Origin of the sequence: Salibacterium lacus (assembly GCF_042684865.1) — a bacterium.
Taxonomy (GTDB): Bacteria; Bacillota; Bacilli; order Bacillales; family Marinococcaceae; genus Salibacterium; species Salibacterium lacus.
This window is the reverse complement of record NZ_JBHUML010000006.1, coordinates 40,496-65,485: the sequence shown is the minus strand read 5'-3', so window position 1 is coordinate 65,485 and position 24,990 is coordinate 40,496. Positions and strand designations below refer to the sequence as shown.

The following is a 24,990-nucleotide window of genomic DNA, read 5'->3' as shown; positions in this document are numbered from 1 at the left end:
CACCTTCCTTTCGTTTATACTATTTAATTAATTGATTTCTTCTGAATGGACTTCCTCTGTATTCGTCAACTCGTTAATGTAATATCTTCCATTCTCTTCTTTAACGGCAAATGTTGATTCAAATTCCTGGTAGCTGACTGTGCCGTCTTCTTTATAGATCGTATAAGCATCTTCCACATCGACAGTATACATATCGCCGTTTTTTTCGTAGCCTACAACTTCACCATATTCTAATTCTTCTTGAATACCTTCTGAATAAATGTAATCCACATAATCTTTAGATTCCTGGTAGCTCACCCCATCAGGGTCATGAAAATCTTCGACAATAGAAAAATCTCCTTCATTCATGGACTTAACAGATATTTCTAAATAAGATTCCACAAAGTCCTCCAATGATTGGTTAGAATCCACTTCTTGGGAGGATGCAGCTTGTTCCAGCTCATTTAATTGTTCCTCATCCGCTTCAAGCCATGCTTCTCCAGTATTTTGAAGCGTCACTTCATTTGAATCAACCGAACCATATTCTGTATCGAACTTACTTGAAACTGTTACTGAACCATCTGTAAGAACAGGACCTTCTCCTACCGCTTCCTGTAAGGACATGCCTGTATTTTCCCCGTCAACATATAATGGGGCATCCATGTCCGCAGCTTCTACATTCAAATAATCTGCTTCCCACTCAAGGTCTTTCACTATTTCATTCGCGTGTCCTTGTGAAAAATCCGGGACGAACTCCATGCTCCCTTTACTAAACTCTGATTCAAACGTCGCGGTTCCTTCATATACGGAAGGGTATACACGCGCCAGTTTGTAATCTTGATTCCTTTCACTCATCTCCATTTCTTTATCTTCGAGGGAGACAGAGATGTTACGAATATTACTGTTCACATATATGTCGTAAGGAATCGCTTGTATTTCGTACGACGGGTAAATACCAGCAAACCGGCCGTCTCGATGCACTTGCAGTACATCATGCCCATTGGTAGTAAATGTAACAGGGAAATCTCCATGAGCCGCCTGCTTCACTTCATTTAAATAACGGTCTATTTGACTTTCATTCACTTCATTTAGTAAAAATTCTTTATATCCTTTGGCAATCTCAGTATTCCAAGTCACGGAGGATTCAGCAGGAGTTATCACATTCTCTATACTTTCATCCTGTTCATATAATGCTTCATTCAGCTCAGCAACGGCGTTTTCTGGAGCATACATCCGGGACAATGTAATATGGGCGGCAAACAGTATGATTACCGCCGCTAATGAACTGAGAAAAATAATGCCCTTTTTTTTAGCACTCCACGACTGTTTTTGTTCTTTTGTTACAGTATCATCTTGTTCCATGCCGCAACGGGAACAAAAACGTGCGTTATTTTTAATTGGCTGATCGCAATGGTTACAATTCATGCCTTTTCACCTCTTTACGAGCTTTTATGAAAAACCGTTCGAATCCAAGTGCCGGCATATGTTACTACAGAGGAGAAGATGAAGCTCAAGATGAACAACCGGAAAAACGGCACGTTTATTTTGATTGTGTTCTCAAACACTTCGCTCCGGCCTTCAAAGTTGTGAAACATAAATTCAAAAGAGTTGGTACCTAAAACAGCAATAATAGCTATAAAAACGCTATATATAAGTGAAAATAGTAAAACAGGCTGTATGGTTGTGCCGCTTCTTTTACTTAAACGGTATCCCGCATATAAGAAAACAAGAATAGGAAGAAAAATAAACATTTGCAGATAAAACTCTATATTGGTGTAAAAGTTAAAGTTCATCAGAGCCTGGTGCAAATATTCATCTTTAATCGTACCTCCAAATAGACTGTAGGAGTCTGCTGTCTGTGTCTGTGTATTAACGACTTTCATACTTCCAAAATGGAGAAGTGAAAGAATAGTAAACCCTAATTGGCAGGCCAAAACAAAGAAAAGAATAATAGTCATCAGCCATGTAAAATCGTTATGGATTCCCCATTTTTCAAATATGTCTCCGAATAACATTATAAAGAACGCGACGACACTTAAACTGATGATCAGCCCTGTGCCGGTTGTTACAGCCTTATAGAAATAATGACTATACCCGATACTTTTCCTGTCACGGACAGCTTGTGTTAAAAGTCCAAACATCAAAGGAATCATTCCCAGCAAAAAGGCGAATATTAAAGTCGAAAAAAATGAGTAATGAAGTGTTATACTTCCATACATCGCTGTTGCTGTCGCTTCTGTGCCAATAGAATACTGAAAACCTGCAAACAGGGATATGAAAGCCGGTACAATCGCGTAAAGGAGGGAGGAAAGGCCGGCATATTGCAATCTATCCATGTTATTCAGATTGGCGGTTCGGCGTCCAAGATACATTCCTCCGATAAATAAAGCAGTGAAAGGGATCCAAAGAAAAGCTAAAATTCCATGATTAAAGGATACCTGGCCTTCCACAGGACTTCCTTCACCCATAATGTAGCCCGTACCATCCACTACTAATTCTGGACTGGACATATGAGACAGCACAAAATAGCCAAAGAATCCTATGATATCCTGAGGGTTCGGTATAGTTACGTCAAATTCCGTTTCCAGGCTATGAGTAAACTGATTCGTTGCCATTGATATTGCGGACTCTTCACCCTCTGGTAGTGAGATACTATCATTCACAGCAGAATTTATAAGTAGAAATGACAATAGAGACAGAGCTAAAGCAATTCCAACACTAATTAATGCCGTCCATGCGCTCGTTCTCCAATTCATTTTTTTGAAATCGAACGTATTTTTTTCTGTCGCTTTAACAGTGGGAAGAGGGTTTTTTGTATCTCTAACTGATCCGACCGTTTCCACTTTCATTTGCGACAATCCACAGTTCGCACAATAATTGGACGCAGAAGAAACAGATTCACCACACCCCGAACAAAAGCCGGCCGCTTTTCTCACGGATCCCGTTATGAGATTTTGGTGAAGAGAGGTCCCATCATTATGACAATAGTTAGAGTTTGACGTGTTTTCCGCTCCGCAAGACGTGCAATACATTGTTATCACCTCCATTACAATTGTTTTGTACCACAGCAGGTACAAAAGGCAGCAGTCGCAGCAATGTCCTGCTCACAAGAATGACATTCTTTTGTTTGTTCATCTGCTGGAGCAGGGAGAGGAATTTCTGTTCCGCAGGACCCGCAAAACTTATCAGCTTCCGAAACGCTTGCATGGCACTCCGGACACAAACGCCCCTCAACTTCTTGCTGCTGAAATTCTTCAATCTTCTGCTGCGCTTGATACATAATAACGTCCAGTTCTTTAATCTTTGCTGTGCTGTTATTTAACTCAGGGTCTGTTCCTTCTTCTAATCTGTTCCGCTTATAAACGATCTCACCGATTTTATGTATTTCCATACTTCGTTTCTCTGACGCTTCTTGAACAATTCTCTGGTGCTGACTCACTTCCTGGGCATTTTGAAGTTTCTGTTTTCCACTTTTAATGGAATCTTGAAGTTTATTCACGCCTCCGCCTATTTTCGATTGAATATCACTCATATAATCCCTCCTAATTATGGTTTATAGCAAAGCACAGCGAAATATGTGCGAAAATACCTAGAACAAATATTTATTCTAACATTTATATGAAAGTTTTTGAATTTATCAATAGAAAAATAATGGTATGAATTTCATATAATCCTTCAGATAACTTTTTTTAACTAAAGTGCTGATGTTATTATTATATGTTTCCACATTTAATTACTTCGGTATTTCCCAAAAGCTTTTTAACATTTATTCAGTTTTAAGACAAAAATCGACAATAATAGAGGACGCTTTGTTTTAGAAAGACTTCGCCCAAAGCCTCCAGTATTAGAATGATTCAGCACCTTCGTAATCGAATCCAGGCGCGCGCTGCAGCATTAGCAGAAAAGCCGCGGCCTGAATTCACTGAGCTCTTACAATCGAAAAAGTTCACGTGGTTGGAATATACCGAAGAGTGGTATAACGCTGATATAAAAGCGATGAATAACTTTTGTAAGAGAATGCACTGCTCATCAAATACATCGAAACTGGAACACCAGCTTTGGTGAAAGAGGGTCTGCACTTGGAACTTAACAGTCATGTGTTCAAAAAAGTTAAAAAATAGACTTATGCTTACAGAGACTTGCTATGTGCTAAGAATAGAGAATGAAGGACTTCTGTTGTAAAGGAAAACACCTTATTTCACGCATTTTTTGTCGAATGATGAAAAAGTATGATGAAAGAGTGTTACTATATACAAAGTCGTAGTAGAATATAATCGTTAATTGGAAGCATAGAGTCCACGGTTTTATTTGTTTCTGATTATTTAATCAATATTAATTAGACTGTACAAACTTTAATAAAGGAGAGAAATAATGTGTCTGAACCAATCGAATTAAGGAACCACAAAGAAATTTTCGATGAAATTTTTTCTGAAACGGTGATTGCTGTCCAAACTAAACATGAATCTGTTACTTATTATGTAACTGTGTATTGCGAGGTGAAACTTATTGAAAAAGAAATTCGGGCGGAAGCTGTAAGAATGTATGGAGAAATCGATCGAACTCTTAATAGCAGTTTCTTTGGGGGCATCATTGATCCGCAGACAGTGGATTATCCCCTTAGTATCAAATTATTAAAATTGGATGCGATCGAATTATTTGAAGATGAAGATTGGCCAAGGGCCTTTCGTTCTATGCTGGAAGAAGCTGTCCAAACTAATATTACACAGGCAACTTATAAAACAAGCACAGGAAAAGAAAAATCATATGACATAAACGCAAAATCAGTAATTATGCTCGATTAAAGTGAATTATGAACTATCAGAGTCTGTGAAAATTACCACATATGTATAAAAAAGTTCGCGATCGAACGATTAATAGTACAACGGAGACCTATAACCTCAGTTGTTTTGACAGCACTTCAGCCAGCATTTAATAGAAAGAAGGAATAAAATGAAAAAAAAGATTATAGGATCATTAGCTTTATTTTTAAGTATTACAACGTGGACGGCAGAAGCATCGGCAAGTGATAAAAACAAGGAGGAACGCCCCGAATTAGTAGAGCTTGCGAAGGAAGAAACATCAGATTACATGAAGTTTCTTGCTATATTTCTTCGCGAAGACTTTTATCACAATTATACAGCAGGTGAGTACGATGACTCTGCTTTACTGCACTTGTATGAATACTCGGAACCCGCAAATAATACCGAACCGGTTGATGTAATTGAAGGAGAGAAAACGTTGGATGACGGAAGAACTGCTACCTGGGGATTTGATAAAAGAGAAACGGAAGAAGTGGATGCGTACATAGAAAGTATTTTAGGCATAGTACCTTCTAAAAATAAAAAAGATTATGATGATAATCGGTACTATGAAGATGGTTATTACTATCTCGGCGGATACCCTAGAGGATACCGGGTTATTTCACCTCAAATTGATGAAGTCTATCAACTTAATGAAAACTATCAGTATATTGAGTTTACAAATTACAGGGCAATAGATATGGCAGCTGGACCGGACGAGCCTTTCACACGAAGAGAAACATGGACCGATGATGATAAAGATGAAATGTATCAAGAGAAAACTGGTTATGTGATTGTGGAACAGACAGAAAAGGAGCCGGGTTTAAACCTTTTACTTTATAGAACAGAGGAGAATTCGTTAACTTCAGAAGGAATAGCTGAACTGACTGAAGAAACCATACCTGCATTAGAGGCGGAAAAATATGAAGATTTCCGGCAGGAGCAGTACTGGTCCGAAGATATGATGTGGGCGATTCAACATGATTATCTAAATGGATATCGTGAAGCCGGCAAACAGTATTTGAAGCCGAACGACACGTTAACCGAAGCGCAATTTTTGACGGTTCTTTTCCGGTACATGGGAGACTTGGAAGAAAGCGAATCAAAAGATGGTTGGTGGGCAAAAGACGTCTACCAGTTAGCTGAGCAGTATAACATTAACACAAAAGGTTCTTTGGATAACAAATCGGCTGCACAAGACAGCATATCCCGCGGCCAAGTGGCAGTTTTTCTTGCATCTATTTATGAAGAGCAGCTTCTTTCGGAAAGAGAAGCCGTACAATGGATGTATGACAACGGGTTATCCACCGGTTACGAAAATAGTGATGGAACAAACCCCAAAACATATAAGTCATATAGAGCAAAGGACACGTTAAGGAGAGCTCACGTTGTTAAGTTTATGAAGGCATTTGACGAATTGAACAATAAATAATAACGAAAACAAAATCATCCAAAACCGAAGAATGGGAAGCACGGGCTCGCTCTCTTGAAGCCCAAAACGCGGAACTGGAAGCGAAAGCAGCCTGGTACGAAGAACAATTCCGGATCAGCCAGCAGCAGCGTTTTGGCTCTTCGAGCGAAAAGTCCGCCCCGGATCAGATGGAACTGCCTTTGTTTAACGAAGCAGAGACGACGCAGGATTCGTCATAAAAGATCTGCTTCTGCAGAAAGATATCCTGCATGCAGATGAAACCACGGTCCAGGTCTTGAAGGAGTCCGAACGGGCGCCGACATCTTCGTCGCACATGTGGCTGTACCGAAACGGCTAAAGAAAATCAATTGAATCCTTTCGAGTATCTTAGCTATTTATTCGAAGCCCATCCTCAACAGCAGAAAGATGCTTCTTTGGATGATTTTCTTCCATGTAAAAATTCAGTGGTAAAATTTTCATAAAATAATAATAAAGTTTTGGCACTAAAGAATTGGTAAGTAACAGTTCGCGATTATGTGACATTGTTGATTTAGATGTTGTTTAAGCACAAAATGTTTCAATCAAATATTAAATTTTCGAGGTGATTATTTTGAATACAAAAGCTGATAAAAGTGAGCAGACAAGTGATTTTGAAGATATAATTTTTAAATACAGTACACGAATAAAAGGTGAGATTGGGACAGTCTATTTTAAAAATGAAATTCCGGAGAAAAAGTTGGATAACGCCATAAAGAATTATGGTGATGATATTGACGCTGCCAATGTTATTACTTTAAATGATTCAACTTTATTTGGTAATGGTAAAGAAGGGTTTATAATAACAAAGGCTGGATTTTATTATAAAGCCTCGTTTGAGAAACCAGTGAAAATAAATTTCAGCAAGCTTTTAGATGTAGACATTGAGGAAAATAGAGTTCCTGGGAAAAGTAAGTCAGATAAGATTGAAACAGAACTTTATATCAATCAAACTGATCAAACGTTCACTATAAAAATAAACAGTAGTCACATAAATGAACAGGAACTATATGAATTTTTATGTATAGTAATTGATTTAAATGCAGAAGGAAAAGTGGATGAAACCGATAAGATTGTCATTTTGGAGGACATGCCACAAGATGTAAAACTAAATTATTTAAAAGCCATTATCCATTGTATACTCAGTGATAATAATGAGATTGATGCCAGCTCTTTATCAGAAATACAAACACTAATGACTCAGCTTAATTTTGATGCAGAGTTGAGGCAAGAAGTCCGCTCTTTTATTGCAGAAATGAAAGAAACAGCAGTTTATATTGAAGAGTTGTTGGAAAACATGGAACAGGGTGTGCCTAAAGGATCCGGAGAGGATGCGCTTAAGGTTTCATTGGTTAAAGATGTTATCCGTGTAAATAGGGTCAGATTTGGTTCTTATTCAGCATATGAATTCAGAAATATATTAGAGTTAACGAATCGATATAACATTGATGATGAACAACTGGGAGTAATAGAACAAGGGATCATCAATGATGAGAAAATAATGCGAGGGGAAGTAGAAGACGATCAAATCATCAACAATGCAAAGGAACTTTCATCTAAGGCATCGGCAGTGGGAATTCCAATTGCAGCTATATATATGAGTGGCAGTGTTGCAGGGCTAAGTGCAGCTGGTTTGACATCGGGATTAGCGGCCTTAGGATTAGGTGGTATATTAGGACTTTCATCTATGGTCACAGGTATCGGTGTCGTTGTCATTGCTGGTGTAGGTGTTTATAAAGGAGTTAAATGGGTTACTAGTGGATCTGAACGTTCAAAAACACAAAAACGGGAATTTTTCATTCAAGAAATTATTAAAAATAACCAGAAAACTATAAATAACTTAGCGGAAGATGTTAATTATTTTGCAGAACAGGTGGTTGATGTAACTGAACAAGCAGAGCTTAATAAACAAAAACTTCATAAGCTCGGACGTGAATTGACTGTCTTTTCGCAAGCAATAAAAACATTACAAGCAAAAGGTGTTGATTTAGAAGAGGTACTACAAAGAGATGGGTGATTAATCTTGAAAAAAAACTTTGAGGAAGAAAAAGCTTTATTAGCTCAGAGGCATCAACTCAAAAATAGTAGTGAGCGTTTAGATGAGTTAAAAGATAAAACAATGGAATTAAAATCAAACATGGAGAATCAGTTGACAGATATCGAGGATGCCGATGCTCAAATAGATGACTTATTTAAGCAACTGGACATAGATCGTGAAGATGTTACGTCTGATTTTGATTCAACAGTGATAGATCTTTCAGACGAAGAAATGATGGATGCTAAAAAAGAACTCCAGGAATACATAGATATTCCTAAAATCCCTGAAATGGATGAATGGCATGATTACCAGGAACATGTGAATGAGTATTTATTAGAAAACAACTTGAACTATACTCCTGAACATCAGGAAGCTTTATTTATTGAGTGCAGAGATGCTGTTATTGATGCAGTAATTAACTCGTTTGGTCTTTCTAAACAATTGTTCGAGGACAAAGACGGTGGAAATGTAACCACAACGAAGAATGCAAAGTCAGGGATATATGCCCGGGAAAATCAGAAATACAGTGAAGAAATGAGAAAGAAATATGCCTATAAAAATTCGGCAGACAATTATAAGAGTCAACGAGAAGAACCTAATAATATCTTCACAGATGAATATACAGGCAAAAAAATACCTAGTTTTAAAGCAGAGGTAGATCATATCTTTCCTTTGGAGAAATTTCATCGGAACGGCGGTTTTATGCTGAATGATGAGAGAAAAAGTAGGTTTGCGAGTGATCAAAGAAATTTTTCAATTACCGATAAAAGCTTGAATGCATCTAAAAAAGCTTTGGATTTTGACAAGTTTTTAATTTCTCAATCAAATGGGAGGTCTGAAGATAATAAACAGTTTTATAATATTGATAAGCGAAGAACTAATTCCAGACAAAAAAAAGCGAAGAAGGTAGCAAAAGAATACCTCCCATCTAATAAGCAGAAGTTTGAGTATTATTCTAAAGAAATTACTGCAACAGGATTCAAAGAAGCAAAGAATATGGGAAAACAGCAAGCAATTGGATTGATTTATCGAGAAATTGTAATTACTTTTTTTGATGAAATAAAAGATATTTATCAAAATGGCTTAAAAAAAGGTAACGTAGAGAGTTCATTTTTTGAGGTAATGACAGATAGACTGACAAAGGCAGCAAAACGAGTATTGGCTAGATGGAGAAATGTTATAAATAGTTTTAAGGATGGTGCAGTCAGCGGCTTTTTGTCGAATATGGTAACCACAATTATTAACATCTTTTTAAAAACCGGGAAACGTGTAGTTAGAATGATAAGAGAAGGAGCATTTTCTCTATTCAAAGCAATAAAAATGTTGATTAACCCCCCACAGGATATGACATTAAAACAGGCGGCACATGAATCATCAAAGCTGCTTGCCTCAAGTTTAACGATTTCTGTAGGAATTATGATTGAAGAAGCAGTTGAAAACTTCATTAATAAATGGATTGGTCCCTTTCCTTTCCTTAATAATTTCACAGATTCGTTCACCTCGATTATTGTGGGAACGGTAACAGGATTAACAACAGTACTACTTGTTAATCTCCTGGATAAGCTAGATTTGTTTAACGTGCATTCTCAAGATGAATATGAATATATTTTAAACCAGCTAGAATCCCTATAGTGTTTAAAAGAGCAGAGTTACGGCGAGGCATATAAAAGGTATGTGTAAAATAGTTCTGGTAGCGACGAAAGCTGGTGATTGGCAAAAAAAAAGAGAAGGTCCTCTATCATCCATGTATGCCTTGCGAGCAAGTACAAAGCGAAAAGAGACCTTCTCATGACAACCATTATTCCGGTGCCTGACCCCCAACGCGGTGAAGGGTTAAAGAAGAAGGATTCAAGAATGTAATTACTCATTGAACACTCGCTCCGCCGCGCGGTAAATGTCGTTTGGGAAGAGACTGATATCACCCGCGGCCATCACGCGATGCTGTTGGACGGGGACAACGTGTGTCACGGACTCTGAACAAAGACCTGAGCTTCAAAGAATCCGACCGTGCCGACGAGATTTCTAACTTCACCGGAATCTCGAGCCCCTGCGAAGCACCCGGGGACCCGAACATCGACACAAGCCAGTAATACCTCGACGCAGCCACCGATTACATCGTGGACCAGATACTCGGAGTTTTGGACACAGAGGAAGAATAGACCCAACCGGGCCGGAGTCGATGGAAGAGAAGCATCAGCTCCGGCCCGGTTTTTACACATCGGGATTCGTAATATTCAGATCTTAAAAAGCTGTATGTTCCATTTTACCAAGCAAAAAGTGTTAACTCTGGACTAGCAGTTGCGTATGTGACTTCATTTTAGTGAATAAGCATTTTTATGTGTTTCAAAGTGTGTATCAAACTGTGTTGTTATCATCACATTAATTTTGTATAATAAGTATAAAGAGAAAGAACGCTGACATATAATAAGGAAAGGACTGAAGAAAGTGGGTGTAAATTTAATGCCTGGGCAAAAATATCCAACGGTGAACACGAATATCTTAGACTTTTTACGTAAAAATGTTTATAGTGTTACCGAAATAACCCGCCAGAAAAAGCTCTCTGAGATATTGGATTTATACTCGGGTAAAGTAACAGATGAAGTTTTTGTTATTCAAAATGAAAAGAAAAAAAATGCACAGGCAGTCATCGCTGACCTTGAATATTTTGAAGAGCTGCTGACTATAAAAGAAGAAGTAGAGCAGGCATTTGATCAAATTGCATTAGAAGAAGCAGGTGAACGTGTGAGCGATAAGGCTGATTTAGCATTATCAGATGTGTTTGACGAAGAAGATGTTGATGTTGATTCCTTGTTAAGCGAATTAAAAGAAGAGTAAGCAATGAAAACATTAAAAGATCTGCAGGAAATTATACTTGAAACGTATGGTGTTGAACTAAAATTTTCTGAGGAAGTAAAAAAGGATTTAAAATCCGTTCATCAAGGGAAAAGACAATCCATCTTATTAGAAATTTTACGTCGAGCGAAAAACGGCCCTCTTTTTAAGCCTGATGGATTAGCTGAATCTCTTCATGGGAATTTAAAAGGTTTCACAATAATTAAATCTAAATCATTGAATATTAGAATTGTGTACCGTCCAGTTGATGAAACGCCGATTCGTATGGAGATTATTGCAATAGGACCACGTGATAAAAAGAAGGCATATAAATTAGCGATGGAGCGTTTAGACCGCTTTTATGAGGAAATGGACGAATGAACTCAGCCCGGGTAGACCCCCTAACGCGGTGAAGCGTTAAAGAAGAAAGTTTCAGGAATATAACCTGCTCATCGGCCGTGTCATGAAATTTAACCGGCATCTTCAGTTCTGTGAGGCCCCCCAAAATCCAGGATGTTCGGGTTTTTGGATGGAGAAGAAGAATAGACACCACCGGAGCGGGACCGATTGTCGGCAGCATCGGCCCGGTTTTTGTATGAGTAGGTCGTTCGAGCAGTAGAAGGCGGATAACAGCAGACTATTTTCTCTCGAGGAAGTGTTTTTTTGCATTATTCGGGTAATTTTCGTGTATCAAGTTTCTCTGATATGTATGATGAAGGGTGTGTTATCATGCAGAGCAAGCACTATAAAGGGGTGAGTCCCATGCCAACAACGGCGCAAAACTGGGGAAACAGCATCGGTGTACGTATACCCAAGAAGATAGCAGATAAATTCGAAATTAAAAACGGAACGGAACTGGAAGTCAGTGAAGATGGTAAAAGCATTATATTAAAACCAGTAAGCAATGACCCGACATTAGAAGAATTAATGGAAGGTATAACGAAAGAAAATCAACATGAAGAAACAGACTGGGGAAAGCCGGAGGGGAATGAAGTGTGGTAATGCAAGTTCCAGAAAGAGGCGATTTAGTTTATTTGAATCTCAGCCCGCAATCGGGGCATGAGCCATCAGGAAACAGACCTGGTATTGTATTATCCCCTGAATTATTCAATCAGGGAAAATTCTTAGCGATTTGTCCGATTATGAGTGAAATAATGGATTATCCATTTGAAGTTAGATTACCAGAGGACGCTGCTATAAAAGGGGCCATTCTCACAGATCAAGTAAGAACCGTGGATTGGAGATCAAGGGATTTAAATATAAAAGGACATGCGCCGGATGAAATAACAACCACCTGTTTAAAAAGAATATATACGTTCTTGTAAGAGTGCCTGTCACGCCCTGGTTTTTGTCGAATGGCTTGGAAGTCTTGTGAAGAGTGCTCTCTGCAGGACTTTTTCTTTTTAATCAGCTCTTTTTACCTCGTCCGACCTGCCGGAGGTGATTGCCACCGATGAGTATAAAGGATGTCTTTCGAAACATCCCATTTTTTCATACTGATTATGATGAATCCTTTCTTTCAGAATTATGGTCATCTAGAAGCGGTGAAATCCTCCCTGGATATAACCAAAGACAAGAAATTATTTTCTATCGTTTCCTTCACCAGACGTTGTACGTTCAAGGTGGATCCCGAGCAGATATGCAGCTTTAGGCGACGCTCAGCGGGAAGCGGAGTCCAACGAAACGTTTTCTCTATTTGGATAATCAACAGTCGTGGTTGGAATATAGTATCGATTTATTTATCAATGCTTGTCACGTAACCATCTATCCAGTAATCGGGTAACCAAGGCGTCTTGTTTTCTCATATAGTCTATATCCAAATGGTCTTGGTGAATAAGAAACAACCGTCTTGCCCATTCATAATCTTCACTGTATTCCGGATTTTCCGGGAAAGAAGCTAATGCTGATTCCAAACGGTGAACGATAATATCTTCAGCACCGATGACATACACATGTTTATTGTTTTCGAGTTTGAATTTTATTACTTTCTCCGGACTGCCTTCCAAATGATTGCTCGGTATTTCCACAGCGATTTCCAATTCCCGGTGATACCAATTCTTCCCTGTTTTTTCGAATCCCAGTTTTTCGAGAAGGTCCCCCACGATGTCATAACCAGGCGTAACAAAATCAATATCACTGGTGGAATATTCACCGCGGGAATATAATTCAACGGATAATCCTCCTACGACAACAGGACGTAACCCTTCTTCTTCTAAATATTCTGTGATTAAAGAAGCGAATACTGTCATCTTTTCAAGTTTTGGTTTAGGAACCAATTCTTTTAGTTCATCTTGTAACGCCTCAATCGAACGCATAATAAAGCTCCTTTTTTCCCGTTCTTTTTATCTTCCCCTCCCGTTCCGCTCTTTTCCATTTTTCTATACAAATCCGGTTAAGGGCTTCTATTTCATCGTCAGAACGTTTTCTGTATTTAAGACGTCGTTTTTTTATACCGGATAGTTCTTTATTGACTTGATAATTCGCCTCTTTTTTGTTGGATTGAATATATTGATTTAAGTCGCTTATATCCATTTCTTTCATCGTTTGTTTCCCTTCTTTCCCCTTCTTCTTTGGGTTAAGGATATCATGGGATAATGATTTTTTATTCATTTTTGGCGGGAACCCCTCCCCCTCTCAGCGTAGGCAGGCGTTGTTTCATTTATTATATCATTTTTGTGAGTTCGGTGCCTGACCCCCGGTGCTCAGGCCCCAGCCGGAGTTGCGTCAGCTGCCACGATACAGCTGAGGCGGCACCCCCGGAAAGCGGCCAGGCAGCCCCGAAGCCATCCTCCCGAAAAGGAAAAGCAGAACCCCTGCCCCTGGAGTCCTGCATACATACGGATAGGCTTTTTTATGTTCCGATCATGGTGTCTATCTGTTCGAGGAGCCTGGCACGTTTGTCACGGTCCAAAGCATCCGGATGCGGGTCGCCGAAATCGCCGCGGTCATTATCAAAATATGTCCCGGACGCGTCGGCAAAGGTATCCGAGAGCGCAGCGCGGTACAGGATGTCCGCGCCGATTGTAATATCGCCGCCTTCTACCCCGAACGCCTTTTTCACCATTTTGCTTCCTAAAAGGGATTTCGGGTTCACCGCCACAATCACCGGGTCGATACGATGTGACAGCTCCATCGTCCACATCGTGAGCGCCAGCTTGCTTTGCGCATACGCTTCTCCGTCCTGCAGTTCTGCCTCTCCCGAAAGAGCCTTTGCATCCACCGGCTTTTGGGCCGCTGAGGATAAGTTCACAATGCGGCTCGACTCATCCATGATCGGCAGCAGCGCGCTGGTTAAGATATACGGCGCGATCGTATTCACCGCAAACCGGATGTCCAGCCCGTCTTCGGTCTTCTCACTAGGGGCATTGTACACGCCCGCGTTATTAATGAGAACGTCCAGATGCCCGTGCTTCTCCTTGACCGCTTCGGCGAATCTTCTCACGTCCGCCATTTGGGACAAATCGACCACATACTTCCCGGCGTTTTCGTTTCCAATCTCCCTGCCCGCATTCGCAAGCTTTTCTTCGCTTCGCCCGTGCAGCAGCACCTCGTGGCCCTCTTCGGTCAGCATCCTCGCCGTTTCCATGCCGATACCGTCCGTTGCTCCTGTCACTAAAATCTTCATCTTTATCCCTCCCATACTACCCGGCGGGCAGCTCTTTGTTTCGTATGTCCCTAACCATTAACTATCCTTAGACGTCATTCCCATTCCCAGACAGTTATATTCGAAACATCATTCATTTCGGTGCCTGACCCCCGACACGGTGAAGCGCTAAAGAAAAAGGATGCAGGAATGGAACCTACTCATCGACCGTGTCACGAATATGACATCGGCAGACGGCGTGATAGGACCGGAGAATCCGGACATCGACACGAGCCGGTATTCTCTGGAAGAAGCCACGGATTATGTGGTGGAGCAGATCGCAGGGTTATTGGACAAGGAAGAAGAATAATATGAAACGGGCCGGAGCCGATGGAAAAGAAGTATCGGCCCGGCCTTGTCTTTGTGTAGGTGATTTGTGGAAGCACCAGAGAGGGAAACAGCATATTCTTTTCACAAATAAAGTCAGAATATTATAATTTCAATGTATTTAATTTGACCAAGCCAAACGTAATAATTCTAATCCATTCGTTACAGAGGGGCACAAACTGTCTTCTTTCAGGCCTTTTGAGAAAACTTGACCGCAGCTTGCTGAAGGATATTTTTTTCAATCTACTCTTCCTGTGGTAGTATGAATATACTCGCTTCGGCAACAGAAGGGTGAATAGGAAGAGGTGGATGTGTATGATGGACTTCAGTAAGGTTAACCAGTTAAAACAGGAGTTAGATCAGTTACGTCCGCTGCCACCTGAAGCGACAAGAAACCTAAAAGAACATTTCAGGGTAGAGTGGACCTATCATTCCAATGCAATAGAAGGAAACACGTTATCCTTAATGGAAACCAAATTAGTGCTGGAAGAAGGATTAACGGTAGGCGGAAAAAAATTACGTGAACACTTTGAGGTCATTAATCATGCTGAAGCTATAGATTTTATTGAAGAACAGATCGACCAAGGTTCAACAATGAATCATTCGTTGATCAAAAATGTTCATTATCTTGTCCTTAAAAATATTGATGACCATAATGCAGGACGTTATCGTCAAATAAACGTTCGCATTTCTGGTAGTCAACACCACCCTCCTCACTTTTTACAAGTTCAAGATGAAGTGGAACAATTGATCAAATGGTATGAAGAAAATAAAGACCAACTGCATCCTGTAGAATTGGCAGCGTTATTCCATTTTAAATTTGTATATATCCATCCTTTCTCTGATGGAAATGGACGAACGGCGCGTTTATTGATGAATCTTATTCTTATGCAGAACGGATACCCGCCAGCAGTTGTAAAAGCCGAAGATGAAAAAAGGTATAAATATTATGAAGTATTAGAGCTGGCCAGCATGAATCGTACATTCCAGCCTTTTATAGAGCTAATAACAGAATGTGTAGAAGAAAGCCTGGAAGTTTTTATAGGTGCTGTAAAATAGCCGTTAGATAAAAGTAATATCTCTGGTATGGCTTTTTTCTGTTGGTCTTATATGCCGCCCTCATCCGGGTAAGCGGCCTGACAGACATGGAGCCCCTACCGGTGATGGAAGAAGAGTATCTGGAAGTCGGGGAGGAAGTGATGGCTGTCGGCAGCCCGCAAGGCCTTGAAAATACAGTCACCACCGGCATTGTGAGCGGCGTGAATCGGGACTTTGAAATTGACCCATACACCTATGACAATGTCTATCAGATTTCCGCGCCCATTGCCGGGGGAAGCAGCGGAGGACCGCTCGTAGAGAGAAGCAGCGGCAAAGTGGCCGGCATTAATTCCGCCGGAATGACCGAGGGGGATATCGGCTTTTCCATACCTATCAACGATGTCCTGCCCATGCTTAAGGAATGGTCCGCTTCCCCGATGCAGCAGCAGGGGACCGATGCCGAACCAGCATCTTCTTCCGAAGAAAGCATCAATCAAGAAGAGGCGGTCTACGTGGTAGGGCACTATTTTGACAGTTTGAACGTTGGTGATTACCAAACGGCTTACAGCCTCCTGAGTGAAAGCTGGAAACAGGGAGAAAGCCTGCAGGAATTCCGGGAGCGTAATGCTGATTTGGGATTTGTCGAGATTCAGGACGTCAAAACAACCCTCGTCGATGGTAACGTAAAGGTCATGTTTGCCCTTGCCGAAGAAGATACAGAAGAAACCTTGTGGTATCAGGCAACCTACACGGTATCGGCAGAGAACAGCGGGTATACGATAACGGCTAAGCAGTGGGAGTTGGTGGAATAATCTTCCCTCTTTCACCTTTTTCGTGTCTTACCTTCCGTCATCTTTCAGCTGGACGGTCATAAAGTAATAGTAAATCCATTGCAGTGAGGGAAAGGAGTAAGCGATGAAGAAAATTTATTTCTCCCATTATGTGGACGAGAAGAATATCCACATGAATCCGGAAGTCTTTGAGGAGAGAGACGAGCAGGGATTTCTGCATCGATTTTCTTTAACGATTCCATTTCATCATAAAAACAATGACAGGCAAGCTGTTGTTATCATGAAAAATCCGAGCAATGCAGGGATACTGGATGATGAAGGATTCAAAACATCCGATGATACCCTGTACAGGATACTGGATTACTTATACAAACAACCGGACTGTGACATTGGGAAAGTTACGATAGTCAATCTGTATACGATGGTAAACGGGACCGCTTCCTACTTGAAAGAATATATCGGCACCCCGGAGGAATTAGAGTACCGGAAGCAGAATGACGAAGTGATTTCACAGATTCTGGCTGACTGCGACAGCAGCAGGGACCTCCTCCTTGCGGGATGGGGAAATTATCAGCCGCTGCTGGAAAGCGCCTATAAAAGAAGAATACGGGACGTTCTGCATCTCATCGGAGACAAGCCGCTCTACCGCGTCGGTCCGATGGTCAACAATCAAAAATACCCGGGACACGGGAAGTACTGGTATGACTATGAACCGCTTCTTCCGTACCCCTCCACGGGCGTTCGATGACGAATGGCATTACGATGAAGCATCCCCTCAAAGATGGAACGTGAATCGTGCTGCTTATGCCGCAAAAGAAATAGACCGCCCCCCAGGTAAGGTGTGCGGTCTATTTCCGTAACGGAAACCGGGCAGAGCCCTCCGCTCTTAAAGCGGCTGTTGTACGGGACCATAGGTGCACCATCCCCTATGGTCCCTTTTCGTTTTATGCTGCTTCCAAAGAAGTATGCAGGTTTACTTGCATCATAACATAGGGGACACGAACGTAACATGTAAACGTTATAATATTATTTTGGGTCCCTTTATCATAACGGAATAACGATGGCTTTCACCATGCCTTTAACTGTTGCATTTGATTTAACAATCAAGCATGAGGGCCCGAATTGTAGTTTGATGTTATTTGATTATTAGTTACTTGAATTCTCCGTTTGAACGAATTACTTCTTGATACCAATAGAATGACTTTTTGCGAATACGCTGTCCGCTTCCCCCGCCTTGATTGTCACGGTCTACATAAATAAAGCCATACCTTTTTTTCATTTCCCCGGTGCCGGCACTTACAATATCAATACATCCCCAAGAAGTATAACCGATAACCGGAATTCCATCGTTTATTGCTTTTTCGATTTGCACAAGGTGATCCCGCATATACGAGATACGTTCATTGTCCTCGATAGTACCATTTTCGTTTATGCTATCTTTAGCACCCAGGCCATTTTCTACAATGAACAAAGGTTTTTCATAACGATCATATAAACTGTTCATTGTTATACGAAGACCTGTTGGATCTATTTGCCATCCCCATTCCGATGCATTTAAATGCGGATTTTTTAGTGTGCTGAAGGCATTTCCATGAGTTTCATTCTGTAAGATTTCAGGGTCTGCGCTTGTTAATCTTGAGGAATAATAGGAAAAAGAAATAAAATCAACAGTGTTTTCCTGGAGTATCTGCTCATCTCCTTTTTCCATAGATAGTTGTACGTTTTTGTCTTGAAATAAGCGTTCTGTAAACCAGGGATAGACCCCTTTTGCTTGAACATCAATAAACATATACTGTTCATAGTTTTCTTGTTGTGCTTTTAGAACGTCACTGGGATGAGGCCGGTATGGATAAATCTCTCCCGCAGCCAACATGCAGCCAAATTCGAAATCCGGGTTTATGGTTCTGCCGCTCTGAATAGCCAAACTACTGGCTACCAACTGGTGGTGTGCTGCTTGATATTTAACCTGATTGTGATCTTCATCTTCCTCTAAAATCAGCCCGCCGCCGAAAAAAGGGAGATGCAGCATCATGTTAATTTCATTAAACGTCAGCCAGTACTTCACTTTATGCTTATAACGTTCTAAAATAGTTTCTGCATAATGAAGATAAAAATCTATGAGCTTACGATTACGCCAGCCGCCGTAATGTTCTACCAAGTACAACGGAGTGTCAAAGTGATTGATCGTTATCAACAACTCCATATTGTATTTAAGGCACTCATCGAACAATTGGTCATAAAAACGAAGACCTTCTTCGTTTGGCGTGGTCTCATCACCTTTTGGAAAAATTCTGGCCCAGGATATAGAAGTACGAAATACTTTGAAACCCATTTCAGCCAGCAGCTTTATATCTTCAGGATAGTGGTGGTAAAAATCGATTGCTTCGTGGCTGGGATAATAGTCATACGTTGTATTAAGGGCTTTTCTTGGATGATGCAATGCTTCAATACGGTGTTGGCCGCTTGGAAGAATATCAACCAAAGAAAGACCTTTATTATCAGATTGATAAGCTCCTTCACTTTGATTGGCAGCAATAGCTCCGCCCCATAGAAAATCAGATGGAAAACTCATGTCGATACTCCTTTCTATTTGTTTCATTTATGATTCAGATTGTTGTTCTTCTTTCAATGCCTGATTATCTAAATACCGAAAGAATGGATAGTATATCAATGTTCCTACAAAGATAATTATAATCTGTAAAATAACTAATATAATTCCTCCTTGTAAGAAGGCACTGGCGATAACCGGTGTACCTAATGGAAGGTGTGTACCGGCAACATAGGGCACTAATCCACTTGCCATAGAAAAGTAGGCGGCACATGCTCCAAATAATGGAGCAGCTATAAATGGGATCGCTAAATAAGGATTTAGAACGATTGGCAGCCCGAAGATTAAAGGCTCATTGATACCGAAAAATGAACCAGGAAGAGCCAGCCTGCCTAATGTTTTATATCTGGAACTTTTGGCGATGAAACTCATCAGGATACAAAGCCCCAATGTTACACCTGAGCCTCCAACAATAACAAAGGCTGTAAAAAATCCAGTATTAACAATATTAGGGAGTTGTTCCCCTGCTTGCAAGGCCTCGAGATTTTCAACCCCCAGGGGGAGCCAAACGCTATAATATATTGGGAGAATCACCAACATGCCGTGAATACCTAATAACCAAAGAACTTGAACTAATAAAGTCATGATTATCAGCGACCAGAATCCTCCTCCAAGGTCCTGCAAAGGTGACTGAATAAATGAATATACAAAGTTGTGGGCGCTTTCAAAATTAGTGTTAGAAAAAGCAGTACTGATTAATGTGAATAGAGAAACAATAAGAATTGCCGGCACTAAACTAAAGAAAGTCTTACCTACGGTAGGAGGGACACCTTCGGGCATTTTTATCCCAATATTTTTATTGGTGATAAGTATATACAGCCTTGCACTAACAAGTCCTACAATAATAGCTACAAAAAGTCCTTGTGCTCCCAGAAATTCAAATGGTAAAAACCGTGTTTCATCCATCATAGTCGAGGGAGTTAAGAGTAAAAAGGAAATTAAAGCTATTAGTCCTGCCGGCAGACCATCTACATCAAATGACTCGGTAAGGCGATACGCAATGAAGAAAACGGCGTACAGTGAAATAATATTAATAGTGTAAATGGAGGGCAGTTCGAGAACCGTGCCTAATCCAGTAGCTGAGATGAAATTTTGATAAGGTTCAAAAGCCAAACTGGATAAAAGTGTAGAAAATGCCCCGATGATTAAAGCTGGCAATGTACTTAAAAGCCCGTTTGAGATAGCTTTTAAATATAAATTACCACTTATTTTTCCCGCTGTTTGCTGTAAACGGGATTGTATATTTTGAAAAGCCATATATTTTTCTCCTTTTCATTCATGACTCAGATTGTTGTTCTTCTTTTAAAGCTTTTTTATCGATCATTTTAAAGAAGGGGTAGTAGATAAAGGTTGTTACGATAAATATAATCACCTGCAGAATAATCAGCATAATGCCACCCTGTAAAAATGCATTAAACACAACCGGTGTCCCTAATGGCAAACCAATACTGTTCAATTTAGGGAAAATGTCAAAAGCCATTAAGACATATGGTACAATGGCTGCTGTAAGTGGTGACAGAATAAACGGAACCGCCAAATAGGGGTTCAAGATAATCGGTGTACCGAAAATAATAGGCTCGTTTTATTACTTATAACGCCAGCAGCCGATTGCAATTTTGATTGAACAGCCTCTGTGCGTGTGCTCATTCGTTCAGCCTCCTTTGTAAAATCTGTCGTAATCCCTGTTTATTGCTCATCCACATCCTTCCGACTTCACCTGGGGAAGATCACAAGATCCTTTTTCTGACGTATACCTTTTGAAAAAGCTGGTGCATTACTCCAGAAAACTTATTTATTCACTAGTTAGTTCCAGCGCTTGTTGAAGAACTTTTTCTCCATTCATAGTTCCATAATCGGTGTTACTGATTACTTCAATAGGAATATTCATATCGGCATACCGCGATTTATAATCTTTTTGAAGATAGGAAACCTGCGGGCCCAGTAATAGGACGTCAGCGCTTTCAATATATTTGTTCAACTCTCCTCCTGAAGTTGCCTGAATCTGAATATCTTCTTCTTTGTTTTCAGCTGCGGCCTTCATCTTATTTACCAATAAGCTTGTAGACATTCCGGCAGCACATACGAGTAGAATATTTTTCATTTAAATCTCCTCCATAGTTTTAAGCTTTTTGTACATCTCGACAAATTCATCTGCAAGGTCGATAGTAGTGACAGCGTTCATCAAATGGTCCTGGGCATGAACCATCAGTAAAGTTGTTTCTGCTTTTTCGCCTCTGACCTCTGCTTGTATAAGATCTGTTTGAGTTCGATGAGCCTTCGAGATGTCTTCTCTAGCAGTTTCCAGTAATTCTTCAGCTTGATCAAAGTTTCTTTCTCTCGCTTCACGAATGGCTCCCATCGCATTACTCTTCCCGTTTCCTCCATTCGTGATAATGCTCATGACGACGGTTTCATAATTCATTTTTTCACTCCTTTCTATGCGTTAAGACAACCGTAATACAATTTTTATACGGACAGTAGTTTGTCATTTTCCTTTAAAAGTGGAAAAAAGGGAAGCACACACATCATGATAGCGCTTTTATAATGTATGATAGGAGGAGGTGATGAAATGAATAGGCGGCAACTCAAAATCATAAAGATACTTCTTAATCATGACTCTTCTATTACAAGTGAATATTTAAGCAGCATTATTCAAGTGAGTTCCAAAACGATAAGAAATGACATCAGAAAAATGAATAGGGAATATGACAATATTGGACTGAGTGTTAAGTCACAGGTAGGAAAAGGGTATTATATAGAAGTCAGTAATGAAGATACGCTTGCGGATGTTCAACAATTAATGGACTGTAACAGCGAATATTCGGCTGGTGAAATGGAAAGCCGGGTAGAATATTTGTTATATCAATTTTTCTTTCAGAAAAAATATATAAAGTCGCAGGACTTAATGAATGATTTGTTTATCAGCAGATCCACACTTCAAAAACATATGAATCAGGTTAGGAACATTCTATCGAAGTATCAGCTCTCGTTAAAAACAGTGCCGAATTACGGATTGACATTAAACGGAGAGGAATCAAATATACGATCTGCCATGGCTTCAGAAATGATACAGACTGGGGATAATGCCATAGCTGTCATGAATAGCAGCATTATAGGTGATACACAAGTACAGCAACTAAAATCCTTAATTCTTGACGTTTTAAAAGAATTTCAATTAACTCTGTCTGATATTGCATTAAATAACATTACTATTCAAATTATTATTGTCTATAAAAGAGTGAGCAACGGCCATTGGATTAATCGCAGTATTATGGATTACGCTATCGAACCCAGTCAGGAATTTCAAATAGCCAATAATGTATTAAAAAAGGTAGAAGAATGTTCGGATATAAGTTTTCCTCATCAAGAAGCCTATTATATAGCAATGCAGTTGAGAGGAACGAGGTTGTCTATCAATGAAGAAACAATAGAAACGTCCCTAAAAGAGAAGGATGTCTTTCATATTACAAAAGATATACTGGAAGCAGTAGAGAAACGGATGGGGTATGAATTCATACATGATGAAGAATTATTTCATGGATTAATGCAGCATCTCAATCCGGTTATGTATAGATATTTTAACAACATAGAGTTTAAAAACCCTGTCCTGCCTTCTATAAAAAATCAATATCCCGTGGCATTTGAAGCCGGAATTGTAGCAAAAGAAATTCTGGCTGACTCCTTTAACATATACCTTGGAGAAAATGAAACAGGATATTTGGCTTTGCACTTTGGAGCAGCATTAGAAAGGAAAAAGAGTATCGTCCATCCCAAACGCTGTTTATTGGTATGCACATCAGGGATAGGAAGCTCGAAACTTCTTTACTATAAACTAAAAGCGAACTTCGGGAACCAATTATTTATTGAGGGGACGACGGAGTTGTTTAATTTAAGTCAATACAATACAAGAGAGATAGACCTTGTGATTAGTACAGTGCCGCTGCCTGAAGATATATCCATTCCACATATAGTAGTGAATACCATCTTGGGAAATAAAGATTTATCGTTGGTCCGCAGCGAAATTGAAAATACCAGAAATCATATCGTAAAAGACTATTTGGAAGAAGAAGCTATTTATATAAACATGGATTTTCAGACACCTGAAGAAACTATACGGTTTTTAGGTGGGAAATTGTCAGCCATGGGCCTTGTTGAACCTGATTTTACGAATTCAGTATTGGAGCGGGAGGCTGCGGCTTCAACCAGTTATGGTAATTTGGTTGCTATCCCTCATCCATATGGTTCACGTTCAAAGGAGACATTTTGGTCGGTTTGTACATTGAAACGCCCTATTACGTGGGGAGGTAACATAGTACAGGTTGTTTTTTTATTGCACGTGGCTGACAATAATGCCAAATCACTTGAACCAATGTACCAGTACTTGATTCAATTCATTGACAATGAACAAAAAGTTCATCAGTTGATAAATAGTGAATCCAAATCTCAAGTGATACGTTTATTGAATAATTCATAGTCATGTGTTCCAGCTGCCAAACGACTGCCGGCTTTTTCACTAATCATTCAGTATGCGATGCAGCTGGGTAAAAGAAAGGAACAGAACGAGTTCACACAAAAACTCATTCTGTTCCTTTTTTATATCTGTTTTTAAAGCATATGTATCAGGCTCTTTATCAAAACTGCGGCTGTGGGTGGATAACACCAGATCATCTCCACTGCTTTGGCAGGAAAGCTGATTTCACTTCTACGACACTTGCTTTTCTTCTGACGGGTTGTTATAATGTAATTACGTTATAATAAATATACGTAAGTACTATCACAATGAACACATAATGAGGAAAGTTAGATAAGAAATGAGTGTGATTCTATGAGCGCGAAGGAAAGTCGTAAAGTGACGCAGACGGGAAACAGTCTGAGTGTCGGTCTGCCCAAATCCATCACCGACTCTTTAAAGATTAATCGGGGCGATGACATCGAATTCGAGGTGCAGGATAACAAAATCGTATTGAATAAAAAGCGGAAATGGGAAGAGGATGTGGACCCGGAGATGATTGATATGCTTGCTGAAACGTTCGAAGATCACCATGACGTATTTGAAAAGCTGAAGGATAGATAAATGACGGTACATTACTTGAGAACAAAAGATGTCGCTTTGATTCATTTTATGATGATGAAAAAATTCAATGACGAAGAGCAGGCAGGTATTAAAGAACAAGGACTCCTGGAATCAGCTGTCCACCGCCCGCAGCAATCGGCTTTTGGAGAAGACGCATACCCAGCGTTATTTGAAAAAGCTTCGGCATTATTCGAGTCCTTAGCAAGAAATCATTGCTTTCATAACGGCAATAAACGGACCGCCTTTGCAGCTGTTGATATATTTTTAAAGAAGAACGGTTACAACATCAAAAAAAATGATACAGTGAATGAGAACTTCACAGTGGATGTTGCTCAAGGAAAAGTGATGTTAGCCGATATTGCCGTTTGGTTGAGCGATAATACCGAAAAATATCCTTGTTAATCCACTGTACAT

Annotated in this window: 27 protein-coding genes and 3 pseudogenes; 18 read left to right on the top strand and 12 right to left on the bottom strand. The window is 40.0% G+C overall.

Features of this window, described 5'->3' with window-relative positions; all coding sequences use genetic code 11:
* Window positions 1–27: 27 nt before the first annotated feature.
* The 4 genes and pseudogenes from ACFSUB_RS16195 to ACFSUB_RS16180 all read right to left on the bottom strand — a co-directional run bounded on the left by ACFSUB_RS16195 (window position 28) and on the right by ACFSUB_RS16180 (window position 3,511).
* Window positions 28–1,404: a TcaA NTF2-like domain-containing protein gene (locus ACFSUB_RS16195; protein ID WP_380714318.1), complete on the bottom strand. Its 1,377-nt coding sequence runs from the start codon at window positions 1,402–1,404 to the stop codon at window positions 28–30.
* 14 nt (window positions 1,405–1,418) lie between these two features.
* Window positions 1,419–2,828 carry a hypothetical protein gene (locus ACFSUB_RS16190; RefSeq protein ID WP_380714589.1) on the bottom strand — a complete coding sequence of 470 codons (1,410 nt, stop codon included), beginning with the start codon at window positions 2,826–2,828 and terminating at the stop codon, window positions 1,419–1,421.
* A 21-nt stretch (window positions 2,829–2,849) separates the two neighbouring features.
* A pseudogene (locus ACFSUB_RS16185) lies at window positions 2,850–3,011 on the bottom strand (double zinc ribbon domain-containing protein); the annotation flags it as partial.
* A 14-nt stretch (window positions 3,012–3,025) separates the two neighbouring features.
* Window positions 3,026–3,511, bottom strand: a complete 486-nt coding sequence (locus ACFSUB_RS16180) for a zinc ribbon domain-containing protein (RefSeq protein ID WP_380714317.1) — start codon at window positions 3,509–3,511, stop codon at window positions 3,026–3,028.
* An 841-nt stretch (window positions 3,512–4,352) separates the two neighbouring features.
* Here ACFSUB_RS16180 and ACFSUB_RS16175 point away from each other — a divergent pair.
* The 11 genes and pseudogenes from ACFSUB_RS16175 (at window position 4,353) to ACFSUB_RS16125 (ending at window position 12,420) form a co-directional block, all read left to right on the top strand.
* Window positions 4,353–4,781, top strand: coding sequence for a hypothetical protein (locus ACFSUB_RS16175; protein WP_380714316.1), 429 nt, complete (start codon window positions 4,353–4,355; stop codon window positions 4,779–4,781).
* Between the two features lie 148 nt (window positions 4,782–4,929).
* Complete coding sequence (locus ACFSUB_RS16170; protein ID WP_380714315.1) at window positions 4,930–6,210, top strand: hypothetical protein; 1,281 nt, start codon at window positions 4,930–4,932, stop codon at window positions 6,208–6,210.
* Window positions 6,210–6,407: pseudogene (locus tag ACFSUB_RS16165) on the top strand (transposase domain-containing protein); the annotation flags it as partial. The gene ACFSUB_RS16170 and the pseudogene ACFSUB_RS16165, both read left to right, overlap by 1 nt.
* A gap of 29 nt (window positions 6,408–6,436) precedes the next feature.
* Window positions 6,437–6,544, top strand: a pseudogene (locus ACFSUB_RS16160) (IS66 family transposase); the annotation flags it as partial.
* Between the two features lie 13 nt (window positions 6,545–6,557).
* Window positions 6,558–6,671: a hypothetical protein gene (locus ACFSUB_RS16155; RefSeq protein WP_380714314.1), complete on the top strand. Its 114-nt coding sequence runs from the start codon at window positions 6,558–6,560 to the stop codon at window positions 6,669–6,671.
* A gap of 128 nt (window positions 6,672–6,799) precedes the next feature.
* Complete coding sequence (locus ACFSUB_RS16150) at window positions 6,800–8,242, top strand: hypothetical protein (protein WP_380714313.1); 1,443 nt, start codon at window positions 6,800–6,802, stop codon at window positions 8,240–8,242.
* 6 nt (window positions 8,243–8,248) lie between these two features.
* Window positions 8,249–9,895 (top strand): hypothetical protein, encoded by a 1,647-nt coding sequence (locus tag ACFSUB_RS16145; protein WP_380714312.1) that lies wholly within the window; start codon window positions 8,249–8,251, stop codon window positions 9,893–9,895.
* Between the two features lie 813 nt (window positions 9,896–10,708).
* The gene (locus tag ACFSUB_RS16140; protein WP_380714311.1) at window positions 10,709–11,098 is read left to right on the top strand and encodes a hypothetical protein; all 390 of its coding nucleotides are present in this window, start codon (window positions 10,709–10,711) and stop codon (window positions 11,096–11,098) included.
* Window positions 11,099–11,101: 3 nt separating this feature from the next.
* A complete protein-coding gene (locus ACFSUB_RS16135) occupies window positions 11,102–11,476 on the top strand; it encodes a type II toxin-antitoxin system RelE family toxin (protein WP_380714310.1) in 375 nt (124 codons plus the stop codon).
* Window positions 11,477–11,824: 348 nt separating this feature from the next.
* Window positions 11,825–12,097 carry an AbrB/MazE/SpoVT family DNA-binding domain-containing protein gene (locus tag ACFSUB_RS16130; RefSeq protein ID WP_380714308.1) on the top strand — a complete coding sequence of 91 codons (273 nt, stop codon included), beginning with the start codon at window positions 11,825–11,827 and terminating at the stop codon, window positions 12,095–12,097.
* Window positions 12,097–12,420: a type II toxin-antitoxin system PemK/MazF family toxin gene (locus ACFSUB_RS16125; RefSeq protein ID WP_380714577.1), complete on the top strand. Its 324-nt coding sequence runs from the start codon at window positions 12,097–12,099 to the stop codon at window positions 12,418–12,420. The genes ACFSUB_RS16130 and ACFSUB_RS16125 overlap by 1 nt, the downstream gene beginning before the upstream one ends.
* Window positions 12,421–12,837: 417 nt before the next feature.
* Here ACFSUB_RS16125 and ACFSUB_RS16120 read toward each other — a convergent pair whose 3' ends face one another.
* From ACFSUB_RS16120 to ACFSUB_RS16110, 3 genes are all read right to left on the bottom strand, one after another.
* Window positions 12,838–13,410, bottom strand: coding sequence for a nucleotidyltransferase (locus tag ACFSUB_RS16120; protein ID WP_380714307.1), 573 nt, complete (start codon window positions 13,408–13,410; stop codon window positions 12,838–12,840).
* On the bottom strand, window positions 13,397–13,705 hold the full coding sequence (locus ACFSUB_RS16115; protein ID WP_380714306.1) for a hypothetical protein: 309 nt from the start codon (window positions 13,703–13,705) through the stop codon (window positions 13,397–13,399). Before ACFSUB_RS16115 ends, ACFSUB_RS16120 begins: the two co-directional genes overlap by 14 nt.
* 241 nt (window positions 13,706–13,946) lie before the next feature.
* Window positions 13,947–14,720 (bottom strand): SDR family NAD(P)-dependent oxidoreductase, encoded by a 774-nt coding sequence (locus tag ACFSUB_RS16110; RefSeq protein ID WP_380714305.1) that lies wholly within the window; start codon window positions 14,718–14,720, stop codon window positions 13,947–13,949.
* Between the two features lie 160 nt (window positions 14,721–14,880).
* Here ACFSUB_RS16110 and ACFSUB_RS16105 point away from each other — a divergent pair, with 160 nt between their 5' ends.
* From ACFSUB_RS16105 to ACFSUB_RS16090, 4 genes are all read left to right on the top strand, one after another.
* Window positions 14,881–15,048, top strand: coding sequence for a hypothetical protein (locus tag ACFSUB_RS16105; RefSeq protein ID WP_177195549.1), 168 nt, complete (start codon window positions 14,881–14,883; stop codon window positions 15,046–15,048).
* A 332-nt stretch (window positions 15,049–15,380) separates the two neighbouring features.
* The gene (locus ACFSUB_RS16100) at window positions 15,381–16,124 is read left to right on the top strand and encodes a Fic family protein (protein ID WP_380714304.1); all 744 of its coding nucleotides are present in this window, start codon (window positions 15,381–15,383) and stop codon (window positions 16,122–16,124) included.
* Window positions 16,125–16,165: 41 nt separating this feature from the next.
* Window positions 16,166–16,915: a S1C family serine protease gene (locus ACFSUB_RS16095; protein WP_380714303.1), complete on the top strand. Its 750-nt coding sequence runs from the start codon at window positions 16,166–16,168 to the stop codon at window positions 16,913–16,915.
* A 103-nt stretch (window positions 16,916–17,018) separates the two neighbouring features.
* Window positions 17,019–17,642, top strand: a complete 624-nt coding sequence (locus ACFSUB_RS16090; RefSeq protein ID WP_380714302.1) for a DUF1643 domain-containing protein — start codon at window positions 17,019–17,021, stop codon at window positions 17,640–17,642.
* A 402-nt stretch (window positions 17,643–18,044) separates the two neighbouring features.
* Here the strand turns inward: ACFSUB_RS16090 and ascB are convergent, their stop codons facing one another.
* From ascB to ACFSUB_RS16065, 5 genes are all read right to left on the bottom strand, one after another.
* Window positions 18,045–19,466: a 6-phospho-beta-glucosidase gene (ascB, locus tag ACFSUB_RS16085; protein WP_380714301.1), complete on the bottom strand. Its 1,422-nt coding sequence runs from the start codon at window positions 19,464–19,466 to the stop codon at window positions 18,045–18,047.
* Window positions 19,467–19,493: 27 nt separating this feature from the next.
* Window positions 19,494–20,759, bottom strand: coding sequence for a PTS sugar transporter subunit IIC (locus tag ACFSUB_RS16080; protein WP_380714300.1), 1,266 nt, complete (start codon window positions 20,757–20,759; stop codon window positions 19,494–19,496).
* A gap of 19 nt (window positions 20,760–20,778) precedes the next feature.
* A complete protein-coding gene (locus tag ACFSUB_RS16075; protein ID WP_380714299.1) occupies window positions 20,779–21,051 on the bottom strand; it encodes a hypothetical protein in 273 nt (90 codons plus the stop codon).
* Window positions 21,052–21,294: 243 nt separating this feature from the next.
* The gene (locus ACFSUB_RS16070; protein ID WP_380714298.1) at window positions 21,295–21,603 is read right to left on the bottom strand and encodes a PTS sugar transporter subunit IIB; all 309 of its coding nucleotides are present in this window, start codon (window positions 21,601–21,603) and stop codon (window positions 21,295–21,297) included.
* Window positions 21,604–21,924 (bottom strand): PTS lactose/cellobiose transporter subunit IIA, encoded by a 321-nt coding sequence (locus tag ACFSUB_RS16065; RefSeq protein WP_380714297.1) that lies wholly within the window; start codon window positions 21,922–21,924, stop codon window positions 21,604–21,606.
* A 147-nt stretch (window positions 21,925–22,071) separates the two neighbouring features.
* On the opposite strand from ACFSUB_RS16065, the gene ACFSUB_RS16060 reads away from it, so the two are divergent.
* The 3 genes from ACFSUB_RS16060 to ACFSUB_RS16050 all read left to right on the top strand — a co-directional run bounded on the left by ACFSUB_RS16060 (window position 22,072) and on the right by ACFSUB_RS16050 (window position 24,978).
* A complete protein-coding gene (locus ACFSUB_RS16060) occupies window positions 22,072–23,976 on the top strand; it encodes a BglG family transcription antiterminator (RefSeq protein WP_380714296.1) in 1,905 nt (634 codons plus the stop codon).
* A gap of 351 nt (window positions 23,977–24,327) precedes the next feature.
* A complete protein-coding gene (locus tag ACFSUB_RS16055) occupies window positions 24,328–24,576 on the top strand; it encodes an AbrB/MazE/SpoVT family DNA-binding domain-containing protein (RefSeq protein WP_090927420.1) in 249 nt (82 codons plus the stop codon).
* Window positions 24,577–24,978, top strand: coding sequence for a type II toxin-antitoxin system death-on-curing family toxin (locus ACFSUB_RS16050; RefSeq protein ID WP_380714295.1), 402 nt, complete (start codon window positions 24,577–24,579; stop codon window positions 24,976–24,978).
* Window positions 24,979–24,990: the final 12 nt, after the last annotated feature.